Origin of the sequence: Brevibacterium sp. CT2-23B (assembly GCF_013168765.1) — a bacterium.
In the GTDB taxonomy this organism is placed as follows: domain Bacteria; phylum Actinomycetota; class Actinomycetes; order Actinomycetales; family Brevibacteriaceae; genus Brevibacterium; species Brevibacterium sediminis.
The window spans coordinates 62,544-78,860 of the sequence record NZ_JABBYK010000009.1; the positions used below are offsets into that span (position 1 = coordinate 62,544).

At 64.8% G+C, this 16,317-nt stretch carries 13 protein-coding genes; 4 read left to right on the forward strand and 9 right to left on the reverse strand.

The window, feature by feature from the left end; translation table 11 throughout:
- Positions 1 to 8: 8 nt before the first annotated feature.
- The gene (locus HIM68_RS18415; RefSeq protein WP_172175217.1) at positions 9 to 1,790 is read right to left on the reverse strand and encodes an ABC transporter ATP-binding protein; all 1,782 of its coding nucleotides are present in this window, start codon (positions 1,788 to 1,790) and stop codon (positions 9 to 11) included.
- Entirely contained in the window at positions 1,787 to 3,541 is a 1,755-nt protein-coding gene (locus HIM68_RS18420; RefSeq protein WP_367647587.1) for an ABC transporter transmembrane domain-containing protein, read from the reverse strand. Before HIM68_RS18420 ends, HIM68_RS18415 begins: the two co-directional genes overlap by 4 nt.
- A gap of 83 nt (positions 3,542 to 3,624) precedes the next feature.
- Here HIM68_RS18420 and HIM68_RS18425 point away from each other — a divergent pair, with 83 nt between their 5' ends.
- Both HIM68_RS18425 and HIM68_RS18430 read left to right on the forward strand, forming a co-directional pair.
- Positions 3,625 to 4,509: an oxidoreductase gene (locus HIM68_RS18425; RefSeq protein ID WP_216657268.1), complete on the forward strand. Its 885-nt coding sequence runs from the start codon at positions 3,625 to 3,627 to the stop codon at positions 4,507 to 4,509.
- 35 nt (positions 4,510 to 4,544) lie between these two features.
- Positions 4,545 to 5,618: an amidohydrolase family protein gene (locus tag HIM68_RS18430; RefSeq protein ID WP_172175235.1), complete on the forward strand. Its 1,074-nt coding sequence runs from the start codon at positions 4,545 to 4,547 to the stop codon at positions 5,616 to 5,618.
- A 112-nt stretch (positions 5,619 to 5,730) separates the two neighbouring features.
- Here the strand turns inward: HIM68_RS18430 and HIM68_RS19390 are convergent, their stop codons facing one another.
- The 5 genes from HIM68_RS19390 to HIM68_RS18455 all read right to left on the reverse strand — a co-directional run bounded on the left by HIM68_RS19390 (position 5,731) and on the right by HIM68_RS18455 (position 11,303).
- On the reverse strand, positions 5,731 to 6,624 hold the full coding sequence (locus HIM68_RS19390) for a GntR family transcriptional regulator (protein ID WP_172175238.1): 894 nt from the start codon (positions 6,622 to 6,624) through the stop codon (positions 5,731 to 5,733).
- Positions 6,625 to 6,683: 59 nt separating this feature from the next.
- Positions 6,684 to 7,709, reverse strand: coding sequence for a 4-hydroxythreonine-4-phosphate dehydrogenase PdxA (gene pdxA, locus HIM68_RS18440; protein WP_139907034.1), 1,026 nt, complete (start codon positions 7,707 to 7,709; stop codon positions 6,684 to 6,686).
- Positions 7,709 to 8,956 (reverse strand): four-carbon acid sugar kinase family protein, encoded by a 1,248-nt coding sequence (locus tag HIM68_RS18445; RefSeq protein WP_172175241.1) that lies wholly within the window; start codon positions 8,954 to 8,956, stop codon positions 7,709 to 7,711. The genes pdxA and HIM68_RS18445 overlap by 1 nt, the downstream gene beginning before the upstream one ends.
- Positions 8,953 to 10,014: a 2-keto-3-deoxygluconate permease gene (locus HIM68_RS18450; RefSeq protein WP_253904067.1), complete on the reverse strand. Its 1,062-nt coding sequence runs from the start codon at positions 10,012 to 10,014 to the stop codon at positions 8,953 to 8,955. The genes HIM68_RS18445 and HIM68_RS18450 overlap by 4 nt, the downstream gene beginning before the upstream one ends.
- 98 nt (positions 10,015 to 10,112) lie before the next feature.
- A complete protein-coding gene (locus HIM68_RS18455) occupies positions 10,113 to 11,303 on the reverse strand; it encodes an acyl-CoA dehydrogenase family protein (RefSeq protein ID WP_172175244.1) in 1,191 nt (396 codons plus the stop codon).
- A 122-nt stretch (positions 11,304 to 11,425) separates the two neighbouring features.
- On the opposite strand from HIM68_RS18455, the gene HIM68_RS18460 reads away from it, so the two are divergent.
- On the forward strand, positions 11,426 to 12,322 hold the full coding sequence (locus HIM68_RS18460; protein ID WP_139907031.1) for a LysR family transcriptional regulator: 897 nt from the start codon (positions 11,426 to 11,428) through the stop codon (positions 12,320 to 12,322).
- Between the two features lie 94 nt (positions 12,323 to 12,416).
- Positions 12,417 to 13,052, forward strand: a complete 636-nt coding sequence (locus HIM68_RS18465) for a bifunctional 2-polyprenyl-6-hydroxyphenol methylase/3-demethylubiquinol 3-O-methyltransferase UbiG (protein WP_172175247.1) — start codon at positions 12,417 to 12,419, stop codon at positions 13,050 to 13,052.
- Between the two features lie 70 nt (positions 13,053 to 13,122).
- On the opposite strand, the gene HIM68_RS18470 is transcribed toward HIM68_RS18465, so the two are convergent.
- Both HIM68_RS18470 and HIM68_RS18475 read right to left on the reverse strand, forming a co-directional pair.
- Positions 13,123 to 14,526 carry an aldehyde dehydrogenase family protein gene (locus tag HIM68_RS18470; protein ID WP_216657277.1) on the reverse strand — a complete coding sequence of 468 codons (1,404 nt, stop codon included), beginning with the start codon at positions 14,524 to 14,526 and terminating at the stop codon, positions 13,123 to 13,125.
- A gap of 124 nt (positions 14,527 to 14,650) precedes the next feature.
- Positions 14,651 to 16,042: an APC family permease gene (locus HIM68_RS18475; RefSeq protein WP_253904076.1), complete on the reverse strand. Its 1,392-nt coding sequence runs from the start codon at positions 16,040 to 16,042 to the stop codon at positions 14,651 to 14,653.
- Positions 16,043 to 16,317: the final 275 nt, after the last annotated feature.

A 16,317-nucleotide genomic window follows, 5' to 3' on the forward strand; every position in this document is an offset into this window, starting at 1 on the left:
CGACGGCCTCAGCCCGACCACGCCTCCCACAGCTCGGCGTAGCGGCCGCCCGCACCGACGAGTTCGGCGTGGGTGCCTTCCTCGATGACCTGCCCGTGCTCCATGACGAGGACCCGGTCGGCTTTCTCCGCTTGGCTGAGCCGGTGGGCGACGATGAGCGCACCACGGCCGGAAAGGGCCGCCGCGGCGGAGGATTCGAGGACTTGGGCTCCGGCCGATCCCGCCTCGGCGGTGGCTTCGTCGAGGATCGCGAAGTCCGGGTCGGCGAGGACGAGGCGGGCGAGCGCGATCGTCTGCTCTTGCACCGCGGACAGGCGGACCCCACCCTCCCCGATCTGCGTGTCGAGGCCGTTCGGCAGGGACGTCGCCCACCCGGCGCCGACCATGTCCACGGCATTGCGCACATTGTCGTCGCTTGCGTCCGGACGCGGCAGGGTGATGTTGTCGCGCAGGCTGCCGGAGAAGGTGTGCACCTCCTGCGCGACCATGGCGATATGCCGGCGCAGCGCGGATTCGTCCATCGATCCCACGTCCACCCCGTTCGCCGAGGCGGCACCGCCGTCCGTCAGCCGTGCCCGTCCGTGACCGGGTGCGGACAGTCCCGCGGCGATCTTCGCCAGCGTCGTCTTCCCGGCACCGGTGGTGCCGACGACCGCGATGTGCTCACCCGGCGCGATGCTCAGGTTCACCCCGCGCAGCACGTGATTGTCCGTATCCGCGTCGGTGTCGTAGGAGAACCACAGGTCCTCGAGCACGAGCCACGGGGCGGCGGGTGCGGCCTGGGCCGAGCGCTTCGGCACGGTTCCGGCTTCGTCGATGACTCCGACCATCCGGGTCAGGGAGGCACCGGCCGATTGGACCTGGTCGAAGAGTCCGACGAGGGCGCCGATGGGGTTGAAGAGGCGGTGGAAGACCAGAGCCGCCGTGGTCACGGCGCCGGCGGTGGACTCCCCGAACCAGACGAGGACGAAGCCGGCGGCCAGCAGCAGAGAGAGCACGACCGCCTCGGCGCGGTTGTTGCGACCGAAGGCGCGGGTGACGAACCGGAAGACGTCGATCGACAGGTCGCGGGCATGCGCAGAGGCGGAGTCGATGCGTCGCATCTCCCCGGCCTCGGCACGATAGGCGCGCAGGGTCGCGCTGCCTGTGAGGCCGCCGAGCAGGCGGCCGGCACGCCTGCCGAAAGCGGCGCGTTCTTCTTTGTAGATGGGTTCTGATCTGGGCAGATACCAGCGCAGAGTGAGCCAGTACATCGGCACGGCGACGAGCCCGGTGAGGCCGAGACGCCAATCGATGGCGGCCAGACCGAAGGCAGAGACCACGACCACGAGGAGGGATTCGACGACGAGCGGCAGCACTTGGCCGGCGGCCTCGCCGATCTTGCGGGAGTCGTCGGCGACGCGGGAGACGAGGTCGCCGGTGCCGGTGCGTTCGATCCGCTGGGACTCGAGTGTCAGGGCTGAGTCGACGACTTCGGTACGCAGTTCGGCGACGACGGGCATCGCGATGCGGGCGAGCGCCCAGGCACCGATCCATGTGCCGGCGGCCATGACGATGCCGGCGATCGCGACGGCGATGGCGCAGACCCACACGAGTTCGGGGTCTGCTCCGGCGGGGAGTTCGTCGACGAGACGGCCGATCGCCCACGGCCCGACGAGGCCTGCCCCGGCATTGGCCAGTCCCGCGACGACGAGGAGGACGATCCAGCCGGCGCGGCGCCGCAGCAGCGGGGCCAGGTGGGCGAAGGAGCGACGCCGCGAGGCGAGCGTCAGGGTGGTCTGCGGCGTCATCGGGTCACCGTCTCTCTGTAGGCCTCGGCACTGTCGGTGTCTGTCTCGAGGAGATCGGCATGGCGGCCGATGAGCAGCGGGCCCGACGTGGGGCGATAGGCGACGGTGTCGGCGGCGGCGAGGAAGGCCGGGGACGAGGTGAGAATGATCGTGGCCTGGTCTCCTCTCCTGCGGCGCAGTCGGCTGAGTCCGTGGGCGATCTTCGCTTCGGTGACCGCGTCGACGGCGGTGGTGGGTTCGGCGAGGACGAGGATCTGCGGGTCGGCGTTCAGGGCTCGAGCCAGGGCGACGCGCTGCCGCTGGCCGCCGGAGAGGTTCCCGCCGAGTTCCTGGATCCGGTAGCCGAGTCCCCCATCGACGAGGTCGAGCAGCTCGTCGACTCCCGAGGCGGCGAGCACCTCGGCCGAGATCGGTGGGTGATCGGCAGCGTCCGGATCGTCGTCGGTGTCTGTACTGTCGTCGGCGACGACCATCGTGATGTTCGATCCGATGGTGCCTTCGAACAGATCGACGTCGTGGGGCGCGACGAGCATCCGGGCGGGGCCGAGGCTCCTGGCGTGGTAGGTCAGCTCAGCCAACAGCATGGCTGCGTCCTCGGCGTCGTCGGAGACGATGCAGGTCAGCGCTCCCCCGGCGGTGGTGAGTGCCCGGGACTCGGCGGTCGTCGGCCATCCGGTGATGGTGATTCCGGATTCGGTGGTGGTCACTCTCGGGCGGATATCGGCGGCATCACGGGTGGTGGGGGCCGCCTCGGCGCTGGTGTCTGTCGCATCGCCGGTGCCTGATTCAGCATCGATGCTGGTCAGCAGGCGGGCGATCCGTTCGGCGGCGCCGTGGGATTGGGCGAAGAGGCCGACGATGTCGGCGAGTGCGCGCATGGGCTCGGTGAGGAAGGCGGTCATGCCGAGGATGCCGATCAGCGCGCCGACGCTCATCTGGCCGTCGATGAGGCGCAGGCCCGCGACGATGAGAACGATCGCCAGCACCGCGGACATGACGAGTGCCCCGAGCCCGGCCAGGCGTCCGGTTTTCTCACCTGTGGCGACGCCGGCGTCGGCGGCCGCATCGGAGGTGGCGCGGTAGCGACGGACCGCCCACGGCTCTCCTCCCATCGCTTTGATCACGCGCAGTCCGTGCATGAGGTCAGACGCCGAGCGTCCGGCGGAGGCGACGGCTTCGAGTTGCGCGGTCGCGCGCGCGGAGACGGACCGGCCGGGCAGGGCGACGATGATCAGGCCGACGGGTACGGCGATGAGGACAACGAGTCCGGTCACGGGGTCGGCGATGAGGAGGAAGACCGCGGCGGTGATCATGCCCAGCACCGAGGCGATGCCGCGTCCGGCCTGTTGAAATGCGGTGGCCGCGGTGTCGGCATCCGCAGACGCGATCGACAGAACCTCGCCCGAGGTGCGGTCGGCTGGAAGGCCCGGGGCGGTCAGCGCCGCGTGTGTGATCTCGACACGCAGGGCGTGGGCTTCGTGCTCGCGGGCGGAGTTGCACAGACGTGCACCGAAACGGTAGCCGAGGCTGAGCACTGTGAAGAGGAGGCCGAGGCCCATGATGGAGATGATGAGGGCTGGGATCGACAGCGGGATGATCGCCCGGTCGACGATGATGCCGATCGCCACCGGCACGAGCGCTTCGCAGACCTGCCAGATCGACAAGGCCCCTGCTCCACCGAACAGGGGACGGATGCGCCGACGGGCGGCTCGGCGCAGCATCTGCGCACCGGTTTCAGGGGTCTTCGGCACGAAGGCTACCCTAACAAATTCGGTGGTGCGGTGGCGGCTCGGGTGGACAGCTGACTGCCAGGGCGGAAATCTAGGATGGCTTCATGACTTCTCCGATGGACTTCGGCATTCCCGATCTCACAGGGCGCACGGCCCTCATCACCGGCGCGAACAGCGGACTCGGCCGGGTGACTGCCCGGGTTCTCGCGGGCCGCGGTGCCCATGTCATCTTGGCCGTCCGCAACCGCGCGAAGGGTGAAGCCGCCGCGAAGACGATGTCCGGGAGCACGGAGGTGCGCGACCTCGACCTCGCCGATCTGTCCTCGGTGCGCGACTTCGCTGCGGACTTCACCGATCCGGTCGATCTCCTCATCAACAATGCGGGGATCATGATCCCGCCCCTGTACCGGACCGTCGACGGATTCGAATCGCAGTTCGGGACGAACCACCTCGGCCATTTCGCCCTGACGAACCTGCTGCTCCCGAAGGTGCGCGAGCGCATCGTCACCGTCGCCTCCATCGCCCACCGGTTCGGCACGATCGAATTCGACGACCTCCAGTGGACCGGCCGATCGTATCGGCCGATGGCCGCCTATGGTCAGTCGAAGCTGGCTAACCTGCTCTTCACCTCTGAACTCCAACGTCGGCTGTCCGAACAGTCATCCTCGGTGATCGCGACGGCCGCCCATCCGGGGATGGCGGCGACGAACCTCTTCGGCTCCAGCGACGACAACTCTTTGGACGCGCGAGTCAGCCGTGCGTTCACCCGAGTGGTCGCTCAGAGCGAGCAGAACGGGGCACGGCCGATCCTCTGCGCCGCCGTCGCCGATCTGCCCGGTGGCAGCTACATCGGCCCGACCGGGGCGTTCGAGATCCGCGGCAAGCCGGGGTTCGCATCCCGTTCGGCGAAGTCCACCGACACCGAGGCGGCCCGCCGACTGTGGGCGGTGTCCGAAGAGCTGACCGGGGTCTGCTTCCCGGAACTGTGAAGATTGCAGATGCCTGCGGTGACTAAGGTGGATTCATGACGACTCTGCGCAATGTGCACATCATCGATGTCGACTCCGCTGCCATCGGCGATGCCGTCGACATCGACTTCGCCGATACGATCACGACGATCAGCCCTGCCGAGGACCCGTCTGCGGAGTCGAACGGATTCGTTCTGCCGGGACTCATCGACACTCATGTGCACCTGAAATCGCGGGAGCCGCTCGTCGGTGCTCTTCGCTCGGGGCTGACGACGCTCGTCGATCTCGGGACGCATCCGGACTCGCTTGTCGACGATTTCCGGTCTGACCGCGGAATCCCGGGGATCGTCAGCGCCGGATCGGCCGCCTCGGCGCCGGGGAGCTCACAGATCGAGGTGATGGGATTCCCCGTCGGATCCGGTGTCACCGGACCCGACGATGCTGACCGTTTCCTTGACTGGCGGGAGGCCGGCGGAGCCGATCTCATCAAGATCATCATCGAGGATCCGGACGCCACCGAGGTGCCCGCACTCGATATCCCGACGCTGCGGACGCTCGTCGACGGAGCGCGCGGCCGGGGCCTGCTCACCGTCGCCCATGCGGTCACTCCGGGGGCGTTCGATCGCGGCCTCGAGGCTGGTGTCGATGTGCTCACCCATGTCCCTTTCGGGGCACGGCTGAGCGAGGCGACGATCTCTCGGATCGTCGAGACGGGCACCATCGTCTCCCCCACCTTGGTGATGATGCGTGCGATTGCCGACGCCCGCCTCGGCGAGCATGCCGATTCCGCGTTCGCTCTCGCCCTGTCGAATGTGCGCGCCCTGCATGCGGCGGGGGTGCGGATCATTGCGGGCACCGATGCGAACGAGACGCCGTTCGCGCCCGTGCCCCACGGGGCGTCGCTGCACGATGAGCTCGGCTACCTGATCGACGCCGGGATGGCTGCCGCCGAGGCGATCCGGTCGGCCACCTCGGGCGCAGCCGATGCGCTCGGGCTGAGTGACCGGGGGCGGATCGTCGAAGGCGGTCGTGCGGATCTGCTGGTCCTCGGGACCGATCCGCTGGCTGATCTGGAGGATCTGCGCACCCCCGCCGAGGTGTGGGTCGGCGGGGTGCAGGTCAGCAGCTGATCTAGGGTACTGGCCGACTGCGACCCGGATCAGCTCAGCGGAAGGCCTGCTGGCCGGTGATATGGCGGCCGAGGCCTCCGAATAGCTAACTCATTACAAAGCATCCAGCAATTCAACGGTGAGACTCGTTTGAGATACGCGCAGCAAATTCTGTCAAGGATTCAGCGAGTCGGAGTGCGCTCCCGCTCAGCCCCAAGACTTCATCTGGCGAACTGTGTGCATTCACGCTTCCTGATTTGAACGAGCGCGAACTGTCCTGGGTACTGGCCCCTGCATCGACATCGAAAACTACCTGATCGCCTCTGTGCCAGGTGCAGAAATATTCTATGGCTGACCCTGCTGAATCGAGACTGGTCCCTTCTAGAACCAGCAATGGAGCGCCGACTGGCACGGACATTTCGGCAGCCACAGATCCCGAAGCTGCGACTGCTCGCACTTGCCTGCGCCCAGCGGAAACGGGGACCCCATAACGCGCCGCGAGAGTCGCGTGCAAAGAGACATCGACAAGGTCACTGGCCTGCAACCCTGGCACAGTCGACTTTGCCAACCAGGTGTGGATAAGCGCAATCGGCTCGCTTCCGACACTGCGCAGACGCAATAGTGATACGAGATCCGAAGTCCCCAAAGCCGCCTCTGCCCGTGGATCAGAATCGCTCTCAAGGCGAAGAACTTCAGTAGTAACCACGTCGTCAGAGGTAGCGATCTGAGCAGACAGTCCAGACATCTTCTGAACCGCCCGGTGGTGCTCATGCTTCGGTGCAACAACGCTTCCGCGTCCTCGTCCTCGTTGGACCAGACCATCACTGGCGAGTCCCGACAGCGCCTGCCTGACTACCGACCGGGAGATTCCAAATCGCTCCTGGAACTGAGCTTCAGTAGGCAATCGAGTCCCAGGAGGCAGCTGACCGCCTGCAATTGCAGTTCGCACCGTATCGCCTAGTTGCCTGTGCAACGGGACATCGGACGCAGGGTCAAGGCTGGCGGGAGACTGATCATCGATCCACATGATTCTCCTCTGTCCGAATGGGGACCTTCGGCCGACTCACCCGGCCGGATCAGAATATCTCACATCGCTTGCGCGGCTTCCCACACGACACCCCATTCGGGCGCCAGATCCGCGGCCCGTTCGATAGACAGTACAAGGCTAGCCTCACGTGCGATTCCCCGACCGGCGATATCAAAAGCTGTGCCGTGGTCGACGGACACGCGAACTACGGGCAGACCGACCGTGATGTTGACTCCGTCATCACCGTAGACAGCCTTGAACGGAGCGTGCCCTTGGTCGTGGTAGCAAACGACAACGAGGTTGACCTTACCGCGCACCGCAGAAGGAATGAGAGCATCGCCGGGGAGCGGCCCCTCGACGTTGAGCCCTGAGTCCTTCGCCGCTGCGACGGCTGGAGCGAGCACATCGGCATCCTCGTTGCCGAACAGGCGGTTCTCCCCAGCATGCGGGTTGAGGCCAGCAAGTCCGATCAGTTCATCCGGAGTGCCCATCGATTTGGCAAAGGCGCCCGCGAGTTTGAGGACGCTGAGCGTGCGACTGTAAGTGATGTCGTCGATCGCCTGGCGCATTGATACATGTGTGGTCAGGTGAAAGAAATAGAGGTCTCCCGCGGAGAGGACCAAAGAGTAGTCCTTGACACCGAACTCGTGGGCAAGCAGCTCGGTGTGGCCGGGGAACTGGTGACCACCGGCGTGCATCGCGGCTTTGTTCAGCGGTGCAGTGACGATGCCGTCAACGTCCCCGGCCTTGGCCAGTCGACACGCTTCGACGACAAACCGATAAGAACCGTCACCCGCAGCTGCGCTGAGCTCGCCGACGACGACATCGCTCAGATCCGGACCGACCTGGATGACTTCAACGGTGCCGGGAATGTTGCGAGCTTCAGCAGGCGAGGTGATCTCTCGAACTGCCGAGGCTTCCCCTCCAACTGCTTCGACTCCGCGCCGGACCGAGGCCACATCGCCGATGACGACCGGCACGCACTTCTCACGCAGATCGTCGTGTCCGAGAAGTGACTTCGCGGTGATCTCGGGGCCGATCCCGGCAACGTCTCCCAATGTGATGGCCAAAACAGGTAGTGACATTATTCTCTTCCTTCTAGCTCGATGCCAAGCAGATCTGCAGCGATGTGTGCAACATCAGAGAGGCGACCGAAGCCGCCGGCTTTTGTGACGACAGTTGTCCCGTGGCGATTCCCGCCGTCGATGGTGCCGATCGGGATGCCCTCTCGCACCGTCGAACGAATAAGCAGGCCGCGGGCGCCGAGCCGGTTGAGCACTGCTCGCGCTCCTTCACCGCCCAACAACATGAGTCCTGTCGACGGATCCGATCCGGTGAGTTCGGCCGTCGTCTCAGCGATGAATCCTGCGACCAGTTCCGTCTGAACTGTCCGTCCAGCTGGGGCATCGATGACGACGACAGGCGCAGATGAGTCAGCTGCGCGCACCTCTTCCAGCCATGCTCGACGTGGTTCCCGGTCGAGGATCTGCGTCAGATCAGGCTTCCAGACTTCGACTGCTCCAGCCATTGACTCTGTGAGTGCGACGATCTGCTCGCGGGTCACGGTGTGCAGAGAACTTGCCACGATTACGAGTCGACGGCAGTTCGGCACGACCCATTCTCGGGATCCGAGTTCTGAGCCCCAGACAGTTGAGAGTGCGGAAGCCAACCCAGCGGAGCCGACAGGAACGACGGTGCCGCCGAACTCTGCGACCACCTCTGCGATGGTACTGAGATCGCTGTCGGTACCGGCGTCCACCGTCAGAGACGCGGTACCCGAGTCCTGGGCTCTTTTGATGGCACGCCTCAGCTGCTCGTGCTCGATGGAGCCGTTGAAAGCTTCGCTGTCAGGCAGGGTTTCCGCTACAAATGAGGTTGTCACCGGCGTGACCGGGTCGTTTCCAATGGCTGTCTCGTCGACCGGGATACCGTCGACGAGCAGCCTCCCTCCGATGACGGTCCGACCCATCGCCGGGTAGGCAGGGCAGACAAGGGCCACCGCTTCCGGTTGTCTAGTCTTCCATCCAGTCAAAGCGCCGTCGATCTGCGCGGCGACGGAGCCTCTCAGGGTTGAGTCGATCTTGAGGAAGAGGCGCCGATCTTGACCGGCGGTACCCGTGAGCACTGCTTCCCGCGTCAGTTGACTTGCCTCGTCGTCGTTCATGGCACGAGCGTCGGTGACTCGTGCACTCACCGTCCCGTTCGACTGATTCTCGCTGACGGACTCGTCGAGTTGCAGTCGCGCCTGCCAACCGGCACGTGCGAACTGCACGGACGAGTCAGTTGCTCCAGTCAGGTCGTCGGCGACGACGAGGACTGCCGGGGTGGTCACAGTCCCTCGGGGCGCAGCGGCGCTGACTGGGTATTCTCGTCCTGAACTTTGAGTCCACCCTCCCGTTTGAGAACCCAAGCGGCGAGGAGCGGAGCGAGAACGGCGGAGACGAGAACTGCCGAGGCGACCTGGGCTGTTGCGACTTCGACGTAGGGTTCGAATGTCGGATCAGCGCCAGCGATGATCGCAGGGGTGGCGATGGCGTTTCCTGCCGTCGTCGCCGAGGCAATTCCGATTCCGGACTGATTGCCTCGACGGAGGATCCACCGGTATCCGAAGTACGCCAGAGTTCCGGTGAAGAGAGTGGCAAAAGCGCCGACCAGAAGGCCCGAAAGACCACCAGTGACAACGTTTCCGAGATCGATTCCGGTTCCGAGGGCAAAGGCGAAGAACGGGATCACCATATTCGGAATCGGACGCATGATCTCGGTCCACTTCTCATCAAGATTGCCGACGATGATACCGAGAACGAGCGGGATCACTGCAGCCAGAAGCAGAGTGTAGGGAATGTCGGCAAGTCCTGCCGCGCCGAGAAAGAGCATTGAGAAGAAGGGACCATCGTTGATGGCTGAAGCCATATACGCTCCCCGATCACGGGCATCTCCATAGCGGCCGGTGAAGGCTAGCCACAAACCGCCGTTGCTGTTGTCCATGGTGACGATCAGCGCGAGGATCGAGACTCCCAGGATTCCATCGATTCCGACGAAATGCCCCAGGAGGACAACCATCGCTGCGGGAACGAGTGATTTCGTCAGGAGAATCGTTCCTGCTGTGGCCAGAACCGGGCCCGAGGTCTTCAGCGTGATCTGCATCCCGGTTGCGAAGATGAGGATTCCGATGAGCGGCAGAGCCGAATCTTTGAATAGCGCTGTGGTGAAGTTCCCAAGGTCAAGGAATCCCGGGAAGAAGGTCCCGACGATAGAGCCGAGGATGAGCGGAATGAGCATGATTCCACCCGGAATCCGATTCATCCCGTCGAAAAGCGGAATGCGACTTTTGATCTGCGATTCGGCAACCATGACGAATCCCCTTTGCAAGAAGTGATGTGAGAGCATCATCGTTAGTTTGTACGTACACAGTGTACGTACAAACTAACGATGCGCCAACAACGCCCTGCCCCGGGCCATGTAGCCGCCTCCGCTTCAACCCACTCAGCTCATCTGAATGCCTGCTCCCCGGTGATGTGGCGGCCGAGGATGAGCGTATGGACTTCGTCGGTGCCTTCGTAGGTGCGCACGGATTCAAGGTTGTTCGCGTGCCGCAGCGGTGAGTATTCGAGGGTGATGCCGTTGCCGCCGAGCATGGTTCGGGCCTCCCTGCAGATGGCGATGGCTTCGCGGCAGTTGTTCAGCTTGCCGACGGAGATCTGCACGGGATCGAGTGTCCCGGCGTCCTTGAGTCGTCCTGTCTGGATGGCCAGGAGTGTGCCCTTCTGGATCTCGAGGGCCATGTTCACCAGCTTCTCCTGAGTGATCTGGTAGGCGGTGAGCGGCTTGTCGAACTGGAGGCGGTTCTGTGCGTAGTCGAGGGCGACTTCGAACGAGTCGCGGGCGGCCCCCATGGCGCCCCACATGATTCCGTACCTGGCCTCATTGAGGCAGGAGAACGGCCCCTTCAGTCCCGTGACCTCGGGCAGGACCGCCTCGGCGGGCAATTTCACGTCCGCAAGGTCGATATCGCACTGGATGGAGGCCCGCATCGACAGCTTCTGCGTGATCGGGGTGGCGGTGAATCCGGGGGTGTCGGTGGGCACGAGGAAGCCGCGGATGCCGTCGTCGGTGGCGGCCCAGATGACGGCGATATCGGCGATCGAGGCCAGACCGATCCAACGTTTGGCACCGTTGAGCGTCCAGGATCCGTCGGCGCCCTGGGTGGCGGTGGTGGCCATCGAGGCGGGGTCGGATCCGGCGGTGGGTTCGGTCAGTCCGAAGCAGCCGATGATCTCACCTTTGGCCATTCCGGGAAGGTAGCGGTTCTTCTGCGCCTCGGAGCCGAACTTGTGGATGGCCGACATCGCCAGCGATCCCTGGACGGAGACGAAGGTGCGCAGTCCGGAGTCGCCGGCTTCGAGTTCGAGGGCGGCGAGACCGTATTCGACGGCGGAACGCCCCGGGCAGCCGTACCCCTGCAGATGCATGCCGAGGAGGCCGAGCTCGCCCATCTCACGCACGATCTCGGTCGGAAAGATCGCGCCTTCGTACCATTCGGCGATGTTCGGGCGGATCCGCTCGTCGACGAAGCTGCGGACCTTTTCGCGCAGCGCCAGCTCGTCGTCGGTGAGGAGTCCGGCGAGGTCGAGCAGGTCGGAGGGGTCGGCGGTGGTGGTGTCTGTGGTTTCGGCAGTCATGGGCGTCTCCTTGGGCATTGAGTTCGTCTTCAACAGTGCCATCGGAATTACTCAGAGTCCAAGAGGTAATATCATGGTGATTAAGCGTATATTCTTATCAATCGGGGCAGTGGGGACATGACATGGAGTTCAGGCAGGTCACTGCGTTTCTCGCCGTCGCCGAGGAGCTGCATTTCGGGCGGGCCGCGGAGCGCCTGCACATCGCGCAGCCCGCGCTCAGCCAGATGATCCGCGCGCTCGAACGCGACCTCGACGTCGATCTGTTCGAGCGGACGACCCGGCGAGTCCGACTGACGCCGGCGGGTGAGGCGCTGCTCGAACCAGCTGCGGCAATCGGGACTCAGGTGGACGGTGCCCGGCGCATCGCCCGGGCCGCTCAACAGGGCCTGGCGGGCCGGGTGCGCATCGGATTCGGCGGCACGAGCGGCTACTCCATCCTCTCCAGACTGGCCCGCGAGGTCGGCGAACGGCACCCTGGCATCAGCCTCGACCTGCAGCCGCAGATGTACTGCGGGGAGGCCGCGATCGCGCTGCGCGACGGGGAGACGGATCTCGCGATCATCAGCCCGCCGGTGCCGGCCGGTGTCGAGGTCCACGTCATCCGGCAGGAGAGCGTGATGATCGCTATGCCCTCGGGGCATGAGCTGGCCGAGCGTGAGTCGGTGAGCATGGGTGAGCTCGCCGGTCAGCCGTTCATCTCCTATGCCCCGTCGCACGGATCTCAGGTCAGAGAGGTGATGATGCGGCTGGCCGATGACGCCGGTTTCCTGCCGCAGGTCGTCCAGGAGGCACCGGATCCCTACAGTCTTCTGGCGCTCGTCGGCGCGCAGGTCGGCATGGCCGTCGTCGTCGAGTCCTCGGATCACATCCGCATCGACGGGGTGCGCTATGTCCGCCTCGCCGAGGGCGGGGATTCGTTCACTCTCGCCCTCGGCTGGCGCCGAAACAACCCGTCCGAAGCACTGGCCCGGGTACTCGACATCGTCCGCACCCTCTTCCCCTCCCCAATTACTACCTGACGGGGGCCCAGCAACCTTGCGCGAGGTTGCTGGGCCCCCGTCAGGTAGTTCTGAGAGCGCGAAGTTGGTGCGGAATGAGTGAGAGACTATGGGGATGGTGCATTCGACCGATCTTTCGGACTACGCCGCAAAGATGCGGCGGTTGGCTCATTCAAGTACCGATCTCGAGGTCGACGCCCGGTTCATCGACATGATTGTGCCTCGCAAATCAACGGTCCTTGACATCGGCTGCGGCATCGGCAGTGCGGTCGCGGCACTGCGCAGAGCCGAACACCGGGCATTCGGCATCGACCCGAATCCCGAGGTGCTGCAGGTGGCGAGGGAGCTCTTCGACTCTGTTTGGTTCCGGCAGTTGTCAGCGACAGACCTGTCACCCGGAACGATGCCAGATCATCAGTTGCCGAAGCGCTTCGATCTCATTCTCATGTCAGGCAATGTGCCGGCTTTTCTGACTCGAGTGGAGCTCGCAAGGGCATTCGCCACTGCCGACGAGCTGCTGGCACCTGGCGGTCGCCTCGTTGTCGGAACAACGACCCACCGACGAGGCGGCCCTGTCGATCTCGATCACTGCGCGGCCGGAACATCACTGAGACTTGAGCATCGTTATGGAGACTGGCACCTCGGCGAATTCGACTCCGACTCACCGTGGTCGGTCAGCGTCTATTCGGCCCTAGGTACCCGCCGCACAGCTGACGGCCCCGACGGCATTCACGTATTACCTCCCGAATAGCCCTCCCAGAACTACCTGACGGCGGCCCAGCAAACTCGCGCGAGGTTGCTGGGCCGCCGTCAGGTAGTAATTACCAGGAGATGACTTGGGGGACACTCACGTGCTTGAGGCCCTCGAGACCGAATTCGAGACCGAAGCCGGACTTCTTGACCCCACCGAACGGCACGCGAGGGTCGACCGCGCCGTGCTTGTTGATCCACGTGGTTCCCGCCTCGAGACGGGCCGCGACCTGTCGGCAGGCGTCGAGGTCTGTGCCCCACACCGAGGATCCGAGGCCGACTTCGAGCTCGTTGGCCCATTCGACGGCCTGGTCGAGGTCGGTGTACTTGATGATCGGCAGGACCGGCCCGAACTGCTCCTCGGCCACCAGCGGGTTGTCGTTGTCGATGTCGGCGACGAGGGTCGTCGGGTAGAAGTAGCCGGGCTGATCGGCGACGGGATCGCCGCCCATGAGCACGCGCGCTCCCCCGTCCTTGGCTGCGTCGACAAGGCGAGCGACGATGTCGTACTGCTGCTTGTTCTGCAACGGCCCCAGCACATTCTCCTCTTCCAGCCCCACACCCATCGGAGACTGTCCGGCCACCTCGACGAGGGCCTGGCAGACCTGATCGTAGAGCGATTCGGGGACATAGAGCCGCTTCATCGCAGCACACGTCTGTCCGGTATTGATGAACGCGCCCCAAAACAGGTCTCCCGCGATCTGGGCCGGATCGGCGTCTTCGAGGATGATGCCTGCGTCGTTGCCGCCGAGCTCGAGGGTGATGCGGGCGAGGTTGTCCGCGGCGGTGCGCATGATCGCCTGTCCGGTCTTCGTCGATCCGGTGAACATGATCTTGTCGACATCCTCGTGGCTGGTCAATGCAGCGCCCACAGAACCATCACCGGGAACGACGGAGAGCACATCGGCCGGCAGCACCTGGTTGACCACAGCCACAAGCGCCTGCACGGACAGCGGCGTGTACTCCGAGGGTTTGAGGACGACGGTGTTTCCCATCTTCAGAGACGGCGCGAACTGCCAGACGGAGATCATCATCGGCCAATTCCAGGGACCGACCGCACCGACGACGCCGACGGGCTTGTAATGGAGTTCAGCATGCGTTTCGCCGTCGTCGACGAGGACCTCGGGTTCGAGTTCGAAGGACGCGTTCGCACGCAGCCAGGCCGCGCAGGCACCGACTTCGAAGCGGGCGTTGGGTCCGTTGAGGGGTTTGCCCTGTTCGCGTGAGAGCAGCTCAGCCAGCGCCTCGGCGGAGGCTTCGATGGCGTCGGCTGCTCGGTTGAGCAGGTCGCTGCGCTCCTGGGAACTGCGCGCTGCCCAAGCAGGCTGAGCCCGGCGCGCTGCTGTCACCGCAGCGTCGATCTCTGCCGGTGTGTCTTCGTGGGTGCGGCCGACGACCTCACCGGTGGCGGGGTCGTGGATCTCGCGTCCGGAGGGGTCGACGATGGCGGCGAGAATTCCAGCGGTGGTGGTCATTTCGGGGGCGGTTGCCTCGGCGGTCATGGTGCTCCTTTGATCGGCGACCGTGTGGTCGACTGCGGTTGGTGTGGTCATCTTCTGGCGGTGTGTACGGCTGTTTCAGGCGGTCGGAACGCTTACGTCATCCCAGGGAACCACCCGAACCGATTCCTGCATAGAGGTTCGGTGACGACGAGCGGAGGACGATGGCCCAGATCGTGCCGATGAGCCCGGGGACGAGAACGATGGCCAGCAGCAGCCAGGACAGGACCGTGGTGCCCTCTGCACCGATGAGAACGTTGAAGTTGATGACGATGGCGACGAAGAGGATGAGGAGTCCGATGGCTGACAGGCCCGGGGCGATCGCGCGGGTCCACAGCGAGTACTCCCCCGACTTCGTGCGCAGGAATCCGACGACGGCGAGCGCGGTCAGTGCCATGAGCAGGACGAGTCCGAAGGCACCCATGTTCGTCAGCCAGGTGAAGAGCGTGACGACAGGGAACAGCGGGTCATCGCTGCCGGAGCCGACCACGGCGAAGACGAGGATGATGACGAGTGCCAGTCCCGACTGGGTGAGGGAGCCGGCCACGGGCGCACCGGTGCGCCGCGAGGTCCTGGCCAGCGACGATGGCAGAACCCGGTCTCGACCAAGGGCGAAGACGTAGCGGGCGACGATGTTGTGGAAGGCCACGAGCGCGGCCAGCAGCGAGGTGAGGAACAGCAGGTTGCCGAGGTCGACGAACCACACCGGGGCGTGTTCGCCGAGGAAGACGAACATGAGGTCGGGCCCGAATTCCTGGGACCGCCCGATGACCTTCGTGGCCCCTTCGCCGACGACCATCGCCCAAGCTGAGAACGCGTAGAACACCGCGATGATGCTCACGGCGATGACGGTGGCCCGGCCTGCCGTGCGACGAGGATCTTTGACCTCCTCGTTGTAGATGGCCCCGGATTCGAAGCCCATGAAAGCCGCGATCGAGAATGCCAGGGCCGCGCCGACTCCGGGGGCGAAGAGCTGGTCGAACGCGAGCCCGTCGCCGGTGATGCCTTCGGGGCTGTGTGCGAGTCCGATGATGTCGAAGACGATGACGACGAGGAACTCCGCGCCGACGATGATGCCGAGCACCTTCGCGGAGAAGTCGACGCGCAGCACTCCCATGATGCCGACGATGACCCAGGCGATGAGGGCGCAGACCCACCAGGACCAGGAGATGCCGAAGAGGGCGTCGAGGAACGAGGAGAAGACGAAGCCGAACATTCCGGCGATGCCGATCTGCATGGCGTTATAGGCGACCAGCGCGGTCATCGCCGCCCCCATCCCGGCGGGCTTGCCCAGACCTTTCGAGATGTAGGCGAAGAAGGCACCGGCGTTGTGGACGTGGCGGCTCATCGCCGCATAGCCGATGGCGAAGAGGATGAGAATGATCCCGAGGACGACGAATGACAGCGGAATCCCCACCAGACCGGTGACAGCGAAATTGCTGGGGACTCCGCCCGCAACGACGGTCAACGGCGCCGAGGCGGCGATGATCATGAAGACGAGCGCGGGGATTCCGATGCGGCGGGCATCGAGTGAGGCCGTGGCCGCGGGTGCCTGTCCGACGTCCGTGGAGGCCCGATCGGCGGCATTGCCGATCGGGGAACCCAGGCCGCCTTTGGCCGGGTCCGAGCTGAGAGTGCTCATGTGATCCACCTAACAGTCAAAGTGATTACTGCCAGTGTGGGTGCCGCCTGCCGATCGCGTCTTGGCTTTGCAGGCAGAGTTCTTGACGATTCGCGCATCCGCGTCCGGGCGCTTCGGTTCAGCCG